Origin of the sequence: Shewanella submarina, from assembly GCF_042646185.1 — a bacterium.
GTDB classification, from domain to species: Bacteria; Pseudomonadota; Gammaproteobacteria; order Enterobacterales; family Shewanellaceae; genus Shewanella; species Shewanella corallii.
This window is the reverse complement of sequence record NZ_JBHRTD010000018.1, coordinates 790,976-810,573: the sequence shown is the minus strand read 5'-3', so window position 1 is coordinate 810,573 and position 19,598 is coordinate 790,976. Positions and strand designations below refer to the sequence as shown.

Sequence of the window (19,598 nt, the reverse complement as noted above, 5' to 3'; positions counted from 1 at the left end):
CATTAATGCTCATCAGCCTGTCCCCGGCTGGCCAACCAGGCGAAAGGGACAAACCATATGCCCACCATAACCAACATGGCTGTGGTAACAAATTCCTGATCTTCCACGGCAATCGACATTAATACAATGGCTGCGCCAAATGCTATCGACAGCAAAATATTCCAGAGCCCTGCTTTTCTGGCACTCATCCTGACCTCCTCCAGTCCGTTATCCTGTCGTCCAGCCTGAATATATGAGCGATGAATTCAGACCAAGCCTAACCAGATATTGCAGAGCTTATTGCAACTGAATCTCATTTGCAAGTAATTCTCATTTACAAATATTGTGGCTCGGGAAGTGTACGAACAAGGCCCGTTATCCGCTCACAAAAAAACCGCTCAATGAGCGGTTTTTATCAATGGAATAGTTATACCAATCCACATAGGAGTTTAGTCACTCAGCGAGAATTTAAAGGCACGGAGACAATCGGAGCGAGTGAAGGTCTATCGGGATAAATCAAGCGAGCTCTGGGCAGTATGCGGGCCTTTAAAACTCGCCCTTCGGGAGCCTGTCAGCCACACGATTACTGCCCCAAATTGTCTAGTCATAGAACCACTATGTCGTCATCAATTTGGGTTGCACTCGAATGGCTGACATGGCTCTGATGAGATCAATCTTCTATGCGGATTGGTATTGTTAGCCGAAGAAGTGGACCAGTACCTGCATCGACAGAAAGGCAAACACACCAGCCAATACATCATCGGCCATAATGCCCAGACCGCCATGCACCTTGGCATCCAGAATACGGATAGGCCAGGGTTTGAAAATATCGAACAGTCGGAACAACACAAACCCGGCAACCAGCCATTGCCATCCCACAGGGGCTGCAATCATGGTAATCAGCAGCCCGGCCACTTCATCCCACACAATGGCGCCATGGTCGTGTACCCCCATATCTTTGGAGGCTTTACCACAGATATAGATACCGGCCAGAACCGCCAGTGCGGTCGCCACCAGGTACCAGGTCAGCCCCAGAGGAGCCAGCACCAGATACAGAGGAATGGCGGCAAGGGTACCGAATGTGCCCGGTGCCTTGGCAGCGAGACCACTGCCGAAACCCAAAGCCAGAAAGTGCACCGGATTGGCCAGTGACAGGCGCTCCAGTGCTTCATCTTTTGCAAACAACTTCATTTAAAAATGCTCGAACCCCAGATTCTCGGGGGTAAATGGCTCGCCATCCTTGAGCAGCTTCAATTGGTTCCCGGCGCAGATCTGGCCAATTTTGACAAACTTAACGCCACTTTGACTCAGTGAGGTTTCCAAAGCCCCTTTCTGGGCTTCCGGCACGGTAAACAGCAGCTCATAATCTTCGCCGCCGGTCAGTGCCAGGCTTTGGGCAAACTCAGGAGACACAGTATCCTGCATAGCCTGAGACAAAGGCAAATCTTCCACCTTAACCACAGCACCAACACCAGATGCTTTCAGCACATGGCCAATATCTGACATCAAACCATCAGACAGGTCGATAGCACTGGACGCCAGGCCACGCAGGCACTGCCCTGCCAACACTCGTGGCGTTGGCCGGTAATGGCGACCGATCAGGTACTCTCTGTGCTCGGATCTGGCATCATGTTTCCCCTGCAGCAGTTGCAGGCCAAGAGCCGAATCACCCAAAGTTCCTGTCACATAGATCCAGTCACCGGCTTTGGCTCCACCACGGGTAAGCGCCTTATCTTCCGGCACCTGTCCATTGACGGTAATGGTGATAGATTTAGGGCCACGTGTGGTATCACCGCCGACCAGCGCAATACCATAGTATTCCGCAGCATCCAGCAGACCTTCAGAGAATCGACGCAGCCACAGCTCATCTGGCTCAGGCAGAGTTAATGCCAACGTCATCCAGGCAGGCTCAGCGCCCATGGAAGCAAGATCAGACAGGTTGACCGCCAGCGCTTTATAGCCGAGATCAGCGGCGGGCATGGCAGGCAAAAAATGAACATTCTCCACCAGAGTGTCGACAGAAATTGCCAGAGATTTATTGACGGCGGGTTGTACTACAGCACAGTCGTCGCCAATCCCTAGCAAGACATCGCGGCGCAGGGGACCCCGTCCGCTGAAGAAATTTTCGATCAGTTGAAATTCTTTCACTGTAAATTACCGGAGCAATCCATAGAAAAACGGTATCCAAAGGATACCGTTTTGTCTGTTACTTACGTGCAACCAGCTTGTCCAGAATACCATTGACAAACTTATGACCATCTTCAGCACCGAAGGTCTTGGCAGACTCGATAGCTTCGTTGATCACTACCTTGAACGGCACATCCTTACGGAAGGTTAGTTCAAAGGCAGCCAAACGCAAAATGGCTTTCTCGATTGGATCCACTTCATCCAGAGGACGCTCCAGGAATGGAACCAGCATCTCGTCCAATTGCGCAGTCTTGGTTGCAGCGCCCGCAAACAGTTCACGGAAATAAGCAACATCAACACCGTCCAGGTTCTGCTCAGTCAGAAACTGATGTTCCACATCAGCGACGTTGTTACCGCTCAATTGCCATGAATATACGGCCTGTACCGCTAAACGGCGGGCCTTACGGCGCTCAGAAGGCTTCATTGAATTTCCTGTTATTTACAGCTGTTGTTCAAGTTCTTGCAGCACATTGACCATTTCCAGCAGACCCAGGGCAGCTTCGCCACCTTTGTTACCGGCCTTGGTACCTGAACGTTCAATCGCCTGCTCAATGGTATCTGTAGTCAGTACACCGAAAGACACGGGTACGTCGAACTCCAGAGAAACCTGAGCCAGACCTTTGTTACATTCACCTGCAACGAAATCAAAGTGCGGCGTACCGCCACGGATCACTGCACCCAGCGCAATGATACCGTCGAATTGTCCACTGGCAGCTACACGACGTGCAGCCAATGGCAGCTCAAACGCACCTGGAACACGGACAACAGTGATGTTTTCATCAGCTACCTGACCAAAGCGTTTCAGCGTGTCAATCGCCCCTTCCAACAGGCTCTCAACCAGAAAGCTGTTGAAACGTGAAACAACAATCGCCACCTTGGCATTTTTCGCTTCGATATTACCTTGAACTACGTTCATTATCTTACCTATGTTGCTATAGCACCCGGGCTCGGGGCGAAAAGTGGCGGTATGATACCACAGGCTTTTCGTCCAAGCTCTATGCAATTTTTCTGAAAAAGTTAAATTCGACTCAATGATGCAGACCGCCTGTTATGACAAATAGTTAACAGGCGGCTGCACAAAATCTTATTCGGAAACGTACTCAGTCACTTCCAGGCCGAAGCCGGACAGGCTGTGGTAACGCTTCTGAGAACTCAGCAGTCGCATCTTGGTCACGCCCAGATCCGCCAGAATCTGAGAACCTACGCCCACGCGACGGGATGTCCCCTGCCACTTGGCAGCAATTGGCTGAGCGCCCTTATCTTCCGCTTCGAAGGCACGCACTTTGGCCAGCAGGTCATCAGTGCTCTCTTCATTGCCCAGCAGCACCAGCACACCACCTTCATCGGCAATACGCTCCATCGCCAGATCCAGCGGCCAGCTACGGCTCTGATTACGCTCAGAGAACAGCAGGTCATTAAAGGTGCTTGGCAGATGCACACGAACCAGTACATCCTCGGTGACATCGCCTTTCACCAGCGCAAAGTGCAACTGGTTGTCGATGGTGTCGCGGTAGGTCACCATGGTGAAATCGCCGTAGCGGGTTGGCAGCTGACACTCAGCTTCGCGCACCACTGTGGTTTCAGTATTGTTGCGGTATTCAATCAGGTCGGCGATGGTACCAATCTTGATGCCATGCTTCTCACTGAAGATCTCCAGATCCGGACGGCGCGCCATGGTGCCATCTTCATTCAGAATCTCAACAATCACACCTGAAGGTTCGAAACCGGCCAGACGGGCCAGATCGCAACCAGCCTCAGTGTGACCGGCACGGATCAGCACGCCACCTTCCTGCGCCATCAGCGGGAAGATATGACCGGGCTGCACCAGATCAGACGCCCTGGCATCTTTGGCAACAGCAGCTTTAACAGTCACCGCACGGTCGTGGGCACTGATACCAGTGGTCACGCCTTCAGCGGCTTCAATGGAAACGGTAAAGTTGGTAGAGAACTGAGCATTGTTGTTGCTTACCATCAGCGGCAGGTTCAGCTGCTGACAGCGCTCACGGGTCATGGTCTGACAGATCAGGCCGCGACCATGGGTCGCCATAAAGTTAATCGCTTCCGGGGTCACCATATCGGCGGCCATGATGAGATCACCTTCATTTTCCCTGTCTTCATCATCCATCAGGATTACCATTTTGCCCTGACGAATATCCTCAATGATCTCTTCGATTGTATGTAGCGCCATTGTAAGACCTTTATTTTGCTTTGACTGGAAGGAAACACTCCCAGCATTGTAGAAAGATTTGACTCAAATACTGTCGATTAACGCATAAAACCAGCGCGGGCCAGCAGCTCCATGGTGACGCCGCCAGCAGATTTGTCATCGTCTTTAAAGCTGATAAGCCGTTCCAGATAACGGGCGACCAGATCCACTTCAATATTGACCTGAGTACCGGCATGCATATCCAGCAGTGTGGTTTCCGCCGCGGTATGGGGCACAATCGTCAGACGGAAGCGATTGCCATCCACTTCGTTGGTGGTCAGACTCACGCCATCAATAGTGATGGACCCCTTGTGGGCGATATAGCGGGCCAGCTCAGCTGGCGCTTCCAGCCAGAATTCAATAGCGGCGCCGCGGTTGCTGCGTTCAGCGACGGTAGCAATACCATCCACATGACCTGACACCATATGCCCGCCCAGACGCGTGGTTGGGGTCACCGCCTTTTCCAGGTTCACCTTAGTGCCCACCTGATAACGGTTAAAGCCGGTCAGAGCCACAGTTTCAGCTGACACGTCGGCCACATAACCATCGGCCAGACGCTCAACTACCGTCAGGCACACACCATTGGTGGCAATACTGTCACCCAGCTTTACATCGGCCAAATCCAGTTTGCCACTGGCGACGGTCAGACGAATATCATCGCCCCGACGCTGGATCTGACGAATCGTCCCTACTGCTTCAATAATGCCGGTAAACATAGTTACTCACTCTGTAACCTCAGACGCATTAAGCCTCTGAGTTGGAAATTCTGTCGGTTAATCTGCGCGGCGCAGACTGAAGATATAACGTCTGTCGCTGCCAATCTTGCGCTCGTCACACAATGTCATGGCAGGAATGCTATCCATGGTTTGCCAGTCGGGCAAGACCAACATGTTACGACCGTGACTGCCGAGCAATTTTGGCGCCTGGTACAAAACCAGCTCATCAACCAAATCAGCCGCAACAAATGCCCCAGCCAGGGTCGCACCCGCTTCCACCAGCACGGCATTCACCCGTTTACCCAGCTCAGCCAGCAAGGCGGCCAAATCAACACGGCCATCTTTGGCGGCAAGCACCAGAGTTTCAACATGCTCAGGAAAAGCGGCCAATTGCGCATCACTGTATGCCAGAGTCGACACCAGCAGTATGGGCGAGGCAAAACCAAACAGGTTCGACGCCTGTTCAGCTGTCAGTCTGGCACTCGAGTCCAGCACCACACGCAAGGGTTGCTGCACATTGGACTCATCCAGCACGCCTGTCTCAGCGACCACAGAGCCCAGCTCATCAAAGCGCACATTCAGAGTGGGATTGTCAGCCAGAATGGTTTCAATGCCGGTAACCAGTGCCGGGTGACGGGCACGCAGGCGCTGCACATCCGCACGGGCCTGGGGACCGGTAATCCACTTGGAGACGCCGTTGGACAGTGCGGTTTTACCATCAAGGCTGGCCGCGACTTTCACAGTCACAAAGGGTAAGCCGGTTTCCATACGGGTCAGAAAGCCCGGATTCAAGGCACGAGCATCCACTTCCAGCAGACCTGTCTGCACCTCAATACCGGCATCTTTAAGCATATTGATGCCGCGACCGGCGACCTGAGGGTTGGGATCTGTCATGGCAACCACGACTCTGGCGACACCGGCTTCAATCAAGCCTTTGGCACAGGGAGGTGTGCGGCCGTAATGACTGCAGGGTTCCAGAGTCACATAGGCAGTTGCGCCCCGGGACTTATCACCGGCCATGCGCAAGGCATGCACTTCGGCGTGGGGACCACCGGCCTGAATATGAAAGCCTTCACCGACGATTTCATCGTTGACGGTCAGCACGCAGCCCACGTTGGGGTTGGGTGCCGTGGTAAAGCGGCCACGTTTGGCGAGCTGGATGGCGCGGGCCATCATTTGAATATCTTGAGCAGACCACATGGGAAGTACCCGGGTAGTAAAACCGGGCTGTGAAGCCCGGCATTCAATCACTTTTGCAGTTTGGCGATCGCTTCACCAAACTCGGAAACATCTTCAAATGCGCGGTATACCGACGCAAATCGAATATAGGCAACCTTATCCAGGTGCATCAACTGCTCCATCATCAGGTTACCAATCAACTCAGACGGAATTTCACGTTCACCTGTTGCACGCACCATGGACTTAATCTTACTGAGCGACTGCTCAATCTGATCCATGGACACAGGGCGTTTCTCTACCGCTCTGAGCATACCGCCACGCAGCTTCTCTTCATCAAAGGGCTGACGACTGCCATCTTGCTTAATCACACGTGGCATCACCAGTTCAGCACCTTCGAAGGTGGTAAATCTTTCGTGGCACTCTGTGCATTCACGGCGACGCCGGACCTGATGGCCCTCACCCACCAAACGTGAGTCGATAACCTTGGTATCGGTTGCGTTGCAAAACGGACAGTGCATTGTGCCTCCGGCAGAGCCTTAACTGGATATAGATCAAAATGGCCGCCGGGCAGTCAAGCTGCCGGCGGCCATCAAAGTCTATCCTATTTACACCAATGGAAAAAGCTGAGCTACCTCATATCTGGGTAAATTACTCAATCCATCAGCATCAATTCAGGATTCAGGCATACACAGGGAATTTGGCACACAGCTCAAGAACCTGCTGCTTCACCTTCTCAATGTTGCCTTCGTTGTTCACATCATCCAGCACGTCACAGATCCAACCGGTCAGCAACCTGGCTTCATCTTCCTTAAAGCCACGACGGGTGATGGCAGGCGTACCGATACGGATACCGGAAGTCACGAACGGAGAACGAGGGTCGTTTGGCACTGAGTTCTTGTTCACTGTAATGTTGGCGCGGCCCAGGGCAGCGTCAGCTTCTTTACCCGTGATATCTTTGTCGATCAGGTCCACCAGCATCAGGTGGTTTTCGGTACCACCGGAAACGATCTTGTAGCCACGCTCCAGGAACACTTCCACCATAGCTTTGGCGTTAGCCACAACCTGCGCCTGATATACCTTGAACTCTGGCTCCAGTGCTTCTTTGAAGGCCACCGCTTTACCGGCGATAACATGCATCAAAGGACCGCCCTGACCACCCGGGAATACGGCAGAGTTCAGCTTCTTGTGCAGATCTTCGTCGTTATGGGCAGACAGGATGATGCCGCCACGAGGACCGGCCAGCGTCTTGTGAGTGGTAGAGGTTACTACATGAGCGTGTGGCAGTGGGTCCGGGTATACACCGGCTGCAATCAGACCCGCTACGTGAGCCATATCTACAAACAGGTAAGCACCCACTTTGTCTGCGATTTCACGCATACGGGCCCAATCAACCACGCCTGAGTAGGCAGAGAAGCCACCGATAATCATCTTTGGCTGGTGCTCAACGGCCAGAGTTTCCAGCTCGTTGTAATCAATCTTGCCCGCTTCATCGATACCATAAGGAATGATGTCATACAGCTTGCCGGAGAAGTTAACCGGTGAGCCGTGAGTCAGGTGACCACCGTGTGCCAGGTTCATGCCCAGCACCTTGTCACCAGGCTTCAGCAGAGTCATATAGACGGCCTGGTTAGCCTGAGAACCTGAGTGTGGCTGCACGTTGGCATACACAGCACCAAACAGCTCTTTAGCGCGCTCGATAGCCAGGGTTTCTACTTTGTCGACATACTCGCAACCACCATAATAGCGCTTACCCGGATAACCTTCGGCGTACTTATTGGTCAGCTGAGAACCCTGCGCCTGCATTACGCGAGGACTGGTGTAGTTCTCGGAGGCGATAAGTTCAATGTGCTCTTCCTGACGACGGGTCTCATCCTCAATCGCCGCAAACAGGTCGGGATCGTAATCCGCGATGTTCATGTCTTTAGTCAGCATGGTCACTCCGGCTGTTAAATTAATAAACTTATTCTTAATCGTAGGGTTGCGCGGTATTCTACTCCGCGATTGATCACAATCACAGTCCAGTCATCCTGAAAATGTTGCAAGGCTGTATAGAAATCCGTTCATCGTCGCTATTTCACACAACCTGCAAACGACAATCCCTTTTCGCACAAGGCTTTGACGTGAACAGCCTGACTTGTTCGGCAAAACGTAAACTCAATTCCTGCCCCTTATCTTGCTACGTGCATTGTCGCCATTCAGTTTACCTGCCGTCTTTGTGCCAAATTCCCTTTGGAGCCAGTTCCAAATCACGAATACCTTCACACTATGCACCTGAGGCATAGGGGCAAGGACAATTTGTTATTGGAGAAACTGTGATCGGCCCAGTAAACTGCGCGGCTTTTATTACATTAGGCATTGTTTATGTTCTCCCAATCCCTGCGTGCCCAGCTATGTCGAATGACACTGCTGCTGACTGCCACCTTGCTGGTAGTACACCTCACGCCAGGCTTGATTGAGCTGCTGGCCAGTCATGCCACACAGGCCGGTTGCCATCAGGGCGGTCAGCATTCAACCGGCGAACAAAACACCCATCAGGGCGACTCTGCCCACCACCATCACTGAGTTTTTCTATGAGTATTTTCCGCTTCCCCCTGCTGGTTTGGTTGGGGATAGGGATATTGATCATCTGTCTGGGGATTAGACAATCATTCGGCATTTTCATGATGCCGGTTTCCGAGTTTTTCGGCACTGGCCGCGAGTTCTTCAGCTTTGCCATTGCGCTGCAGAACCTGTTGTTCGGTGTGTTTCAACCCTTTGTGGGAATGGCTGCCGACCGCTTTGGTGCCAGACGCGTGGTCATTGGTGGTGCCATTGCCTATGGTCTGGGTCTGTACCTGACCTCAGTCGCCACCGAGCCAGGTGTACTGCTGTTCTCACTGGGTGCCTTGGTAGGCCTGGGCCTGAGTGCCACCAGCTATGTCATTATTCTTGGTGCCGTGGCCAAGGTCGTGCCTGCCGAACATGCTGCCAAGGCATTTGGCCTGACAACGGCAGCAGGCTCTTTCGGCATGTTTGCGGTGATCCCCGGCGCTCAGTATCTGCTGAGTGATTTTGGCTGGCAGCAGGCCATGATGGTATTTGCCGCTCTGTGTTCAGTCATGGCTGCCTTCGGTCTGTTTATGAACACAGCAGCAAAGCCAGACGGCCAGAATCAAACGACTCCAGTACCGGAACAGACATTGAAGCAAGCGCTGAGTGAAGCCTTCCATCACAAAGGCTACTGGCTGATCCATGCTGGCTTCTTTGTGTGTGGCTTCCATGTGATGTTCATTGCCACCCACCTGCCTTCTTATCTGGCAGATAAACACCTGCCAGCCTCCAGCGCTGCCATGGCTCTGGCTTATGTGGGTATCTTCAACATCTTCGGTTCCTACTTCTGGGGCGTAATGGGTGACAAATTCAACAAACGCCACGTGATGTGCGCTCTGTATATGATGCGTACAGCCGTTATCGGTGCCTTTGTGATGCTGCCTGTCACCGTTGATACCGCCGCCATATTCGGCGCTGCCATAGGTTTTTGCTGGCTGGGCACTGTGCCCTTGACCTCAGGCCTGGTTCGCCAAATCTTCGGTGCCCGTTATCTGTCGACCCTATACGGTCTGGTGTTTTTCACCCACCAGGTCGGCAGTTTCCTGGGTGCCTGGGCCGGTGGCCGCCTGTACGACATTACCGGCTCCTACGATGCCATCTGGTATGCCACTGTGGTACTGGCCTTTATCGCAGGTATTCTGCACCTGCCAATTAACGATAAGCCGATTGAGCGTAATCAGCTTGCTGTCGCTTAACGCGAGACGATATCTTAAAGGTACTGTACTAAAGCGGGCTGCTACTGAAGAGTTGCAGCCCGCTTGGCTAAAGAGGTCTTAACTGATGATGTTTTACAAAATCAAGTATCGAAGAAGAGTTTGAGCCGTGGGCAATTCCTTACGTCCATAACTAAAATTTGAGTGTTACATCAATCCTAAATCGGTAGCCTTGGACTCCATACGCACAGGCCGTAATGCGGGCACTATAACTTCCTTCGAAACCTCTCCCCAGCTGTCCAGCTCTGTTCTTATAACTTTGTCAAATGGGTAATCTCTATATCTATCATTAACTACTGCCTCAATAATCTTCGCGGATATATTTATCAACTCAATTTCGGTTGGTGGGACATATTCCCTATCAAGAGCATTATGAAGAATTTGTCGTTGATCATTATAAAAACCAAAATATAGCAACTCCCCCGAAGAGTTCCTTGCTGTATGTGACCTTGAGAATGAATCTTGCAATACATGAAGTAATGAACCCAAAGCAATATTGCGTGTTGTTTCTTGGCTAAATGGAATTTGTTCACATTTTAAATCTGAGCGCCTTTTACATTTCAAACTAAATAGTCCGTCCGCTCTCCACATTTTCCTTTTAGGATTTCCCTCAAGCATTATCGATTTAAATATTTTTGCATTTTCTCCCGTCATCCGGTAATGAACGCCTTTGAAGTAAAGATCCCCATGTAATGAGCCCGTCGCCACCCGATACGAATACTCCATCCAAGCAATCATTTTTTTGTATGTATCTGCTGCTACCTCTGATTCACTACTGGCCATAGCATGTAAAAACTGCATGTCTCCGCAATGTGTTCTGTAGTGCAAATCCCATTCTGAATCCACTTTTTCTGCAATATCTTTTTTACAAGAATGCTTGAACGTTAAGGCGCCCCCTAAAATGTCCTGGCGAAACATTTGAAGAGGGTCATCATTCCAGCGGACACCTATAACTAGATCTTCTATTAAGTTTACTTTTTCCTCATCGTTCAGTTGAGGAAGATTCGCGGCCAGAACGGATTTCAGAATCAATGATTCATGAACCGGAACTCCTTTACCACTAATAAACTTACTATCATTGAAATACCACGCACCATTTTCTGATTTCAATTTGCTATCTAAATCAAGCTGAAACGCTTCTGTTCGTTCCCATGGGGCACAAATTAACAAAACGATTATAACGTTTAGAAACTGTCTCAAGAAAATCATCTCATCTTCCTCAATATGGAAAAGCGATCAATCCGTTACCAACGCCAATAAGACACTATCAGACAACTGGAGGATTTTCGAACCAGTCTATATGTATTTGTTGTAGTACCAGCAACTCATGTCACCAAACCGAACCGTCCCATTCAACCTACTATACTGTTGATAGTAGAATCCGGGGTGTAAATACCAGGAACAAAAAGAGCTATCCCTCAACTTGTTCAATCCTCCAACAAAGCAATGAATAGCGAATGTTTTTTCATCATCCATGAGTAGTAACACCACGCTACTCTCTGGCAGTAAATGCTGCAATTTAGTAAACTGCGGCCAATTTTGAACACAGGAATTAACCATGGCTCAGTTTGTTTACAGCATGCTGAGGGTAGGGAAAATCGTTCCCCCCAAAAAGCAGATCCTCAAAGATATTTCGTTAAGCTTCTTCCCGGGCGCCAAGATTGGTGTTTTGGGTCTGAACGGCTCAGGTAAATCTACCCTGCTGCGCATTATGGCCGGTATCGACACCGAAATTGAGGGTGAAGCCCGTCCTATGCCAGGCATCAAGATCGGTTACCTGCCACAGGAGCCAAAACTGGATCCTGAGCAAACCGTTCGTGAAGCCATCGAAGAAGCAGTGTCTGAGGCCAAAAACGCGCTGACCCGTCTGGACGAAGTTTACGCCGCATATGCTGAGCCAGATGCCGACTTCGACGCCCTGGCCAAAGAGCAGGGTGAACTGGAAGCAATCATTCAATCTCAGGATGCCCATAACCTGGACAACATTCTGGAGCGCGCGGCCAATGCTCTGCGTCTGCCTGAATGGGATGCCAAAATTGAGGTGCTGTCTGGTGGTGAGCGCCGTCGTGTCGCTATCTGTCGCCTGCTGCTGGAAAAACCAGACATGCTGCTGCTGGACGAACCGACCAACCACCTGGACGCCGAGTCTGTAGCCTGGCTTGAGCACTTCCTGCAGGAATATTCAGGTACGGTTGTGGCAATTACCCACGACCGTTACTTCCTGGATAATGCCGCAGGCTGGATTCTGGAACTGGACCGTGGTGAAGGTATCCCATGGGAAGGTAACTACTCCTCCTGGCTGGAGCAGAAAGACGCCCGTCTGCAGCAGGAATCTGCCGCCGAAAGCGCCCGTCAAAAGACCATTGCCAAAGAACTGGAGTGGGTACGTCAGGGTGCCAAGGGTCGTCAGTCAAAAGGTAAGGCCCGCATGGCCCGCTTCGAAGAGCTGAACACCAGTGATTACCAGCGTCGTAACGAGACCAACGAGCTGTTCATTCCACCTGGACCACGTCTGGGCGACAAGGTCATTGAAGTCAACAACCTGACCAAGACCTATGGCGACCGCGTACTGATCGACAATCTGTCCTTCTCTGTACCAAAAGGCGCTATCGTCGGCATTATCGGCGCCAACGGTGCCGGTAAATCGACGCTGTTCCGTATGATCAGTGGCGCAGAGCAACCGGACAGCGGTGAAATCTCACTGGGTGATTCGGTGCAAATTGCTTCGGTTGAACAGTTCCGCGATTCCATGAATGACAAGAACACAGTATGGGAAGAGATTTCCGGTGGTCAGGACATCATGCGTATCAACAACACTGAAATCCCGAGCCGTGCCTATGTGGGTCGCTTTAACTTCCGTGGTGGCGATCAGCAGAAGATTATCGGTCAACTGTCTGGTGGTGAGCGTAACCGTGTACACCTGGCCAAGCTGTTGCAGGCTGGCGGTAACGTATTGCTGCTCGACGAACCGACCAACGACCTGGACGTAGAAACCCTGCGTGCACTGGAAGAGGCCCTGCTGGAGTTCCCTGGCTGTGCCATGGTGATCTCCCACGACCGTTGGTTCCTCGACCGTATCTGTACCCACATCCTGGATTACCGTGATGAGGGTCAGGTGAACTTCTACGAAGGTAACTACACTGAATACTCAACCTGGTTGAAGAACACCTATGGCACCGATGTGGTAGAGCCACACCGCCTGAAGTACAAGCGTATGAGCAAATAAGCTCAGTCTTGTCCCCTGAAAGCCAGTGCTAAGCACTGGCTTTTTTATTGCCTGCTTCATTCGGAAACAAGCTAATAGTTAAACGATAAATGAAATCATAGCCATCTGTTTTCAAAGGCTTGTCGATAGGGAAAGGACAAGTTAGGGTGACCTCTCAAAGGTTGAATCTGCGCGAGCGTCTATCGCTCAGCCGTTAAAGAAAGGAATGCAGACATGTATATCGCCATGAATCGATTTAAAATTAAGCCCGGCTGTGAACAGGACTTTATCGATATCTGGGCTGGCCGTGACAGCTATCTGGAAACCGTGCCGGGTTTTAAATCCTTTAATCTGCTGCAGGGCGAAAGCAGTGAAGAGTTTACCCTGTTTTCTTCCCACGCCATCTGGGAATCGAAACAGGCATTTGAAGCCTGGACCAAGTCAGAGGCCTTCCGTAAGGCCCATGCCAATGCAGGTAAAGGTCGCAAAGATATCTATGCAGGCCCACCAAAGCTGGAGTGTTTCGAGGCTGTGCTTTAACCACCTAATAATCAAGCCGGGCTTTCAGCAGCGTTGAGATCCCGGTTTTTTGGGACTGAATGAAGTCACTCCGCCACGGCCAACCTCAATATCACAACAGGCAGTGAACTTCTCTTTGAGCAGTACCCGGCCGCGCTGAACGCGACTCTTGGCACCGGACAGGGACAATCCGAGTTCATCCGCTACCTGTTGTTGGTTCTTGCCATCCAGATCGGCCTTCTCCAGCGGCACACGATATTTCTCCGGTAACTCTTCCATTAGCGGACGCAAACACTCAGACAATTGCTGGTGCGCCATCTCTGTTTCGTCTGCGACAGCTGACTCCAGAGAATCCGGTAACTCATCCCAGGGCTTTGATTGGCGAAAATGGTCCATCAAATTGTTGTAGGCAATGCGATGCAGCCAGGCGCTCAAACTGGTTTGAGATTTCAGGGTGTGCCACTGAGTATGCGCCTTAATGTAGACCTCCTGCAGAATGTCATCTGTGTCGGCATCATGATTAAGATGACGGGCAAGATAACTTCGCAGTTTGGCTTTATGGAGCTGCCAGTGATGTTCCATAGTGTTATCCGGGGACTGACGTTTGCTGGGATTAGATACCGGCAATTTTAGCCGCAAAGTCCCGGGGAACAAACTCCCCGGGGTGTTAAAGCAATCTCGGGTTCAGGCCCGATACTATACTTTGTCCACCTGAGTCGATGCAGAGTCAGAGTCGGGGAACAGGCCTTCCAACATCAGAGCAATAGCACCATCACCGGTCACATTGGTAGCAGTACCAAAACTGTCCTGCAGCGCAAACACTGCCAGCAGCAAAGCCACGCCCGTGGCATCAAAGCCAAGCACACCAACCACCAGGCCCATGGAGGCCATTACTGTCCCTCCCGGCACACCCGGCGCACCAATGGCGAAAATGCCAAACAGCAGGATAAACAGCGCCATGGTGCCCATAGATGGCAGCGCGCCATACAGCATCAGGGAAATCACCATCACAAAGAAGGTTTCGGTCAGCACAGAGCCTGCCAGATGAATGGTCGCTCCCAGTGGAATAGCAAAATCCACAGTGTCTCGTCTCAGCACAGGAGACTTACCGGCGCACTCCAGTGCTACTGGTAAAGTGGCTGCGCTGGACATGGTGCCCACCGCCGTCAGGTAAGCCGGGCCGTAATGGCGCAACACCTGCCAGGGGTTCTTACGCGAAAGAGCGCCGCCAATGCCATAGAGCACCGCCAGCCAGATCACATGGCCGATAATCGCCAGCACCACCACTTTAAGGAATACCGGTAGCTGCTCGGTCAATGTGCCTTCATAGGCCAATCCCGCAAAAGTGGCCGCCACGAAGAAAGGCAGCACAGGGATCACCATGCCTTTAACCACCAGCAGCATGATAGATTCAAATTCACCCAGCAGGGCTTCAAACTGTTTGGCCTTGGTGGACAGCACAGCAATCCCCAATACTATGGCGGTGACCAGGGCACTCATGACTGACATCAAAGGTGGAATGTCCAGCTTGAATACCGCTTCAGGCACATGACGCAATGCCTCAATGGAGGTTGGCACCGACATATGAGGGATAATCCACAATCCGGCAAAATACGCCATAGTGGCCGCGCCGACAGCAGACAAATAAGCAATGGAGATAGCAGCGCCCAACATACGATTGGCATTATGCCTGAGGCGGGTAATCGCCGGCGCAATAAAGCCAATAATCACTAAAGGCACCATAAAGAAAATAAACTGGCCCAGGGTGTATTTAATGGAGCTCACCACGGCCATGGCATTTTCATCGGCTACCAGGCCAACTCCGGCCCCCAGCACTATGCCGCCAAACAATTTGAGGATTAATCCCCACTCTTTGAATCTGTTGCTTTGCACGCTTATATCCTCGGAAATCGGCGCCCTCAGGTGGCACCGGACTGTTAGACGTATCTTTCCATAAAAAGACGCAAAATAATGCCGCCCTGTCTCTGTAATTAGCCCGGTAAATGCGTACTGGATTACAAATGTGACAAAAGCTCCGTCACTGGATGAAGATTTAAGAAAAATAGGGGAAGATAGCTGAACACTTCTTATCCACTACTTATTCATGTTAGGGTGAACACAAATAATAAAAACAGACAGTTACCATGAAAATCGATCTTTGGTTTGCTACCCCTGTATACCACCATGATGCCAATGAAGCTGAGGCCGGGATGATCCAGTCCAGCGTAGCGCAAATGCTGGATACCGAATACAAAGAAATACTTTCCCGGGACGACGCCAAATCCCGCAGCTATATTCAGTCGCGCCACCTTGAGCACAGGCAGGTACTGCACAAATACCAACTGGATGAACTGCATCACTGGCTGACTCAACACTGCGGTGGCTTTATCAAAAAACTGCATCCGGATGCCAAAGCGCTGGAGATCAGGGAGAGTTGGCTGAACTTCTACTTCCCCGGCGATAGTCAGGAAGTACACCACCATATGCACCCCACCAGTCCCTCCTTTATCAGCGGTAGCCTGTACCTGGAAGCTGAGCCCGAGTCAGGGGATATCAAGTTCTACCACCCCGCCTTTGGCGCCAGCGGCTATCAGTCTTCACAGGGACTGGAAACCTTTGAAGCCAGCTATGCCCCCAAACCCAACCGTCTGGTGCTGTTCCGCTCCCACGTCCCCCATGGTGTGATGCAAAACCGTTCTGACAAGGTGCGGATCTCCCTGAGTTTTAATGTGTATATTCAGGATTAACTGACAGGGCTATATAGCGTTTCGTTTAATAAATTACATTTTCATTACAATCGGATTGTATACAGTTTCACCAGCTGGCAAGATAGGCTCACTTTACCCGGCAAAGACCGGGCTTACTCCAAAGACTCAAGACAAGGAAGATGTTGTGCCCTTTCGCCAAATTAGCCGCCGTCCTGCGCTGATGGCCTTGCCCCTGATATTCCTAAGCTCCGGTCTGCTTGCGACTGCCCTGACCGGCTCCTCCCTCGCCAGCCAGCATGATGTGACTGACGGCCCTTACGTGTTTGCACCGGATAGAAAGCCGGACAATGCCAGCTGGATCTGTCATAGCGAACACAAGCAAACCCATATCGATTCTCCCAAAGTACTGCGCCCTGAAAACTGTGGCGAACTGCCGCAGCCGACTCTGCATGAACTGAAAAACACGGTAGAAGCCGATAGCTTCTCCGGTGTCGACACCATAGTCGCCTTCAGTGATGTCCACGGTCAGTACGATGTCATGCACACACTGCTTCGCAATCAGGGCGTGATCGACAAAGATGACAACTGGGCGCTGGGTAAAGCACATCTGGTGATCACCGGCGATATGTTTGACCGTGGTCCACAAATCAACGAAGTACTCTGGCTGGTATACCAACTGGATAAACAGGCTCAGGAAGCAGGAGGCCGTTTGCACCTGCTGATGGGTAACCATGAGCAGATGGTGCTCAAAGGAGACCTGCGCTATATCCATCCAAGATACAAGGTCACAGAGGAGCTGACCGACAGGAAATATGATGCCCTGTATGGCACAGAAACCGAGCTGGGACAGTGGCTGCGCAGTAAGCACACCCTGGTGAAAATCAACGATATGCTGTTTATGCACGGCGGCATCAGCCCTGACTGGCTGGAGACAGATCTCACCATCAGTAAGGCCAATAACCTGTACCGCGAGCACATAGATACTCCCAAACAGGAGATCAAACAGTCAGAGCTGCTCAACTTCCTGTTCTACAAAAATGGCCCAACCTGGTATCGCGGTTATTTCAAAGGGAAAAATATGCTGAATGAAAAGCAGATTGACCAACTGCTGGCACATTTCGGCGTTAACCATATCGTGGTGGGCCACACCTCTCAGGACAGAGTACTGGGGCGTTTCAACAACAAGATTATCGCTATTGACTCCAGCATTAAGAGAGGCGAGTCCGGTGAACTTCTTTGGGTCGAGGACGGCAAGCTCAGCCGTGGCCTGTATCAGGGTGGCAAGGTCAGCCTGACCAGCGACCAGGATTGAAACTTAAGTCACGCTGACAAGGATAAAAGCCACTGACCAGAAAGCTGACAGCATAAGAGCATTTAGCCACGAAGAGCTCACTGCGTTTACTCACGAAGAACACGAAGGTAAGGCAATAAGGGCGGTAAGCTCCTTTGCTTTTCTTCGTGTCCTCTGTGTTCTTCGTGGTGATCCACTTTGGCTTTGAGAAACACAACAAGGCCACAGCGCTGACAGCAAAAGAATGTTTGGCCACGAAGCGCTCACTGCGTTCACTCACGAAGAAAACGAAGGAAAAGCGACGCAAACACGAAAACCATTTCCCAAGCCCTTGCCTGTGAAGCTTTTGCCCTTCTTCGTGTCCTCTGTGTCCTTCGTGGTAATCCGCTTTGGTTTTTCGAAAAACAGTCCAGCCACAGAGCTACCAGTAGAAGAGCGTTTGGCCACGAAGCGCTCGCGCTGCTCGCTTCACGAAGAACACGAAGGGGAAAACACCTAAGACATTACTGCTGTTGCTTTTCTTCGTGCCCTCTGTGTCCTTCGTGGTGATCCGCTTTTGCTTTTGCTTTTGCTTTTGCTTTTGCTTTTGCTTTTGCTTTTGCTTTTGCTGTTCCCCATAACCTCACAGCCCTTTGTGGTCAAAACCGCTTTTCCCGCAGGATCAAAAAAGCCGCTCAATGAGCGGCTTTTTTTTTTATTTAACACGAAAGCTTAGACCTTCACTTTCCAGCTAATAGTTTCACCGGCGCGGATAGGTACCACAGTGCCATCAGCCATAGGGTAGCTCGCAGGTACCTGCCACTCATCCTTCACCAGAGTCACAGTGTCTGTGTTGCGTGGCAGACCGTAGAAGTCAGGGCCATTGTGGCTGGCAAAGGCTTCCAGCTTGTCCAGAGCATTAACTGACTCAAAGGCTTCTGCGTACAGTTCCAGCGCCGCATGGGCGGTGTAAGAACCGGCACAACCACAGCTGGCTTCCTTCTTATCCTTGGTGTGCGGAGCAGAGTCTGTACCCAGGAAGAACTTCTTGCTGCCGCTGGCAGCCGCAGCCAGCAGAGCGTCCTGATGGGTATTGCGCTTCAGAATAGGCAGGCAGTAAAAGTGAGGACGAATACCACCGGCCAGCATATGGTTGCGGTTGTACAGCAGGTGGTGAGCGGTAATGGTAGCCGCCACGTTGTCGTTAGCTGACATCACAAAGTCCACCGCATCCTTGGTGGTAATATGCTCCAGCACTATCTTCAACTCAGGGAAATCCGCCACCACTTTAGACAGAATATTTTCGATAAAGATGCGCTCACGGTCGAAGATATCAATGGCAGAGTCAGTCACTTCACCGTGCACCAGCAGCAAGATACCCTCTTCCTGCATCACCTTAAGCACAGGGTAAATCTTCTCGACATTGGTCACACCTGAGTCAGAGTTGGTAGTGGCGCCGGCCGGATACAGCTTACAGGCAACCACTTTACCGCTGGCCTTAGCCTTACGGATCTCTTCAGGGTCAGTGTTGTCAGTCAGATACAGCACCATCAGCGGCTCAAAACCGGTTTCAGTGTGAGACTTGATGCGCTCATAGTATTCCAGTGCCAGTTGTGTGTTGGTCACAGGAGGCACCAGGTTAGGCATTACAATGGCGCGGCCCATATAACGTCCGGCGTCGCGAACAGTATCAGGCAGGGAGGCTCCATCACGCAGGTGAATGTGCCAGTCATCAGGGCGGGTAAGAGTCAAAGTGGTCATAGTGCTTATTCTTTATCTTTGTGGGTGGCAGGGATCTTATGTGCCCAACATCCCAAGGGCAAGTC

20 protein-coding genes are annotated in these 19,598 nt (G+C 51.4%); 6 read left to right on the top strand and 14 right to left on the bottom strand.

Features of this window, described 5'->3' with window-relative positions; genetic code table 11:
• Positions 1–2: 2 nt before the first annotated feature.
• The 10 genes from ACFOE0_RS20635 to glyA form a co-directional block, all read right to left on the bottom strand.
• Positions 3–188 carry a hypothetical protein gene (locus tag ACFOE0_RS20635; RefSeq protein WP_115135334.1) on the bottom strand — a complete coding sequence of 62 codons (186 nt, stop codon included), beginning with the start codon at positions 186–188 and terminating at the stop codon, positions 3–5.
• Positions 189–675: 487 nt separating this feature from the next.
• Entirely contained in the window at positions 676–1,170 is a 495-nt protein-coding gene (locus tag ACFOE0_RS20630; RefSeq protein ID WP_248934447.1) for a phosphatidylglycerophosphatase A family protein, read from the bottom strand.
• Positions 1,171–2,127, bottom strand: coding sequence for a thiamine-phosphate kinase (gene thiL, locus ACFOE0_RS20625; protein ID WP_248934446.1), 957 nt, complete (start codon positions 2,125–2,127; stop codon positions 1,171–1,173).
• A 58-nt stretch (positions 2,128–2,185) separates the two neighbouring features.
• Positions 2,186–2,590, bottom strand: coding sequence for a transcription antitermination factor NusB (gene nusB / locus ACFOE0_RS20620; protein ID WP_115135337.1), 405 nt, complete (start codon positions 2,588–2,590; stop codon positions 2,186–2,188).
• Between the two features lie 15 nt (positions 2,591–2,605).
• Complete coding sequence (gene ribH / locus ACFOE0_RS20615) at positions 2,606–3,082, bottom strand: 6,7-dimethyl-8-ribityllumazine synthase (protein ID WP_115135338.1); 477 nt, start codon at positions 3,080–3,082, stop codon at positions 2,606–2,608.
• A gap of 168 nt (positions 3,083–3,250) precedes the next feature.
• Positions 3,251–4,354: a bifunctional 3,4-dihydroxy-2-butanone-4-phosphate synthase/GTP cyclohydrolase II gene (gene ribBA, locus ACFOE0_RS20610; protein ID WP_248934445.1), complete on the bottom strand. Its 1,104-nt coding sequence runs from the start codon at positions 4,352–4,354 to the stop codon at positions 3,251–3,253.
• Between the two features lie 77 nt (positions 4,355–4,431).
• Complete coding sequence (locus ACFOE0_RS20605; RefSeq protein ID WP_248934444.1) at positions 4,432–5,088, bottom strand: riboflavin synthase; 657 nt, start codon at positions 5,086–5,088, stop codon at positions 4,432–4,434.
• Positions 5,089–5,145: 57 nt separating this feature from the next.
• Positions 5,146–6,288: a bifunctional diaminohydroxyphosphoribosylaminopyrimidine deaminase/5-amino-6-(5-phosphoribosylamino)uracil reductase RibD gene (gene ribD / locus ACFOE0_RS20600; protein ID WP_248934443.1), complete on the bottom strand. Its 1,143-nt coding sequence runs from the start codon at positions 6,286–6,288 to the stop codon at positions 5,146–5,148.
• Positions 6,289–6,335: 47 nt separating this feature from the next.
• Entirely contained in the window at positions 6,336–6,785 is a 450-nt protein-coding gene (gene nrdR, locus ACFOE0_RS20595; RefSeq protein WP_115135342.1) for a transcriptional regulator NrdR, read from the bottom strand.
• Between the two features lie 160 nt (positions 6,786–6,945).
• Complete coding sequence (gene glyA, locus ACFOE0_RS20590) at positions 6,946–8,199, bottom strand: serine hydroxymethyltransferase (RefSeq protein WP_115135343.1); 1,254 nt, start codon at positions 8,197–8,199, stop codon at positions 6,946–6,948.
• A gap of 429 nt (positions 8,200–8,628) precedes the next feature.
• On the opposite strand from glyA, the gene ACFOE0_RS20585 reads away from it, so the two are divergent.
• Positions 8,629–8,829, top strand: coding sequence for a hypothetical protein (locus tag ACFOE0_RS20585; RefSeq protein ID WP_248934442.1), 201 nt, complete (start codon positions 8,629–8,631; stop codon positions 8,827–8,829).
• 8 nt (positions 8,830–8,837) lie between these two features.
• Complete coding sequence (locus ACFOE0_RS20580; RefSeq protein ID WP_248934441.1) at positions 8,838–10,052, top strand: MFS transporter; 1,215 nt, start codon at positions 8,838–8,840, stop codon at positions 10,050–10,052.
• Between the two features lie 165 nt (positions 10,053–10,217).
• Here the strand turns inward: ACFOE0_RS20580 and ACFOE0_RS20575 are convergent, their stop codons facing one another.
• Positions 10,218–11,279 (bottom strand): hypothetical protein, encoded by a 1,062-nt coding sequence (locus tag ACFOE0_RS20575; RefSeq protein WP_248934440.1) that lies wholly within the window; start codon positions 11,277–11,279, stop codon positions 10,218–10,220.
• A gap of 349 nt (positions 11,280–11,628) precedes the next feature.
• On the opposite strand from ACFOE0_RS20575, the gene ettA reads away from it, so the two are divergent.
• Together ettA and ACFOE0_RS20565 are read left to right on the top strand one after the other, a co-directional pair.
• The gene (gene ettA, locus ACFOE0_RS20570; protein WP_115135346.1) at positions 11,629–13,296 is read left to right on the top strand and encodes an energy-dependent translational throttle protein EttA; all 1,668 of its coding nucleotides are present in this window, start codon (positions 11,629–11,631) and stop codon (positions 13,294–13,296) included.
• 213 nt (positions 13,297–13,509) lie between these two features.
• A complete protein-coding gene (locus ACFOE0_RS20565; RefSeq protein WP_248934439.1) occupies positions 13,510–13,815 on the top strand; it encodes an antibiotic biosynthesis monooxygenase family protein in 306 nt (101 codons plus the stop codon).
• A 24-nt stretch (positions 13,816–13,839) separates the two neighbouring features.
• On the opposite strand, the gene sigZ is transcribed toward ACFOE0_RS20565, so the two are convergent.
• Both sigZ and ACFOE0_RS20555 read right to left on the bottom strand, forming a co-directional pair.
• Entirely contained in the window at positions 13,840–14,376 is a 537-nt protein-coding gene (sigZ, locus tag ACFOE0_RS20560; protein WP_248934438.1) for an RNA polymerase sigma factor SigZ, read from the bottom strand.
• Between the two features lie 114 nt (positions 14,377–14,490).
• Positions 14,491–15,687, bottom strand: a complete 1,197-nt coding sequence (locus ACFOE0_RS20555; RefSeq protein WP_248934437.1) for a dicarboxylate/amino acid:cation symporter — start codon at positions 15,685–15,687, stop codon at positions 14,491–14,493.
• Between the two features lie 251 nt (positions 15,688–15,938).
• Between ACFOE0_RS20555 and ACFOE0_RS20550 the strand changes: the two genes are divergently transcribed.
• Both ACFOE0_RS20550 and ACFOE0_RS20545 read left to right on the top strand, forming a co-directional pair.
• On the top strand, positions 15,939–16,541 hold the full coding sequence (locus ACFOE0_RS20550; protein WP_248934436.1) for a TIGR02466 family protein: 603 nt from the start codon (positions 15,939–15,941) through the stop codon (positions 16,539–16,541).
• A 181-nt stretch (positions 16,542–16,722) separates the two neighbouring features.
• The gene (locus tag ACFOE0_RS20545; protein WP_283106350.1) at positions 16,723–17,814 is read left to right on the top strand and encodes a metallophosphoesterase; all 1,092 of its coding nucleotides are present in this window, start codon (positions 16,723–16,725) and stop codon (positions 17,812–17,814) included.
• 690 nt (positions 17,815–18,504) lie between these two features.
• Here ACFOE0_RS20545 and pyrC read toward each other — a convergent pair.
• Complete coding sequence (pyrC, locus tag ACFOE0_RS20540; protein WP_248934434.1) at positions 18,505–19,533, bottom strand: dihydroorotase; 1,029 nt, start codon at positions 19,531–19,533, stop codon at positions 18,505–18,507.
• Positions 19,534–19,598: the final 65 nt, after the last annotated feature.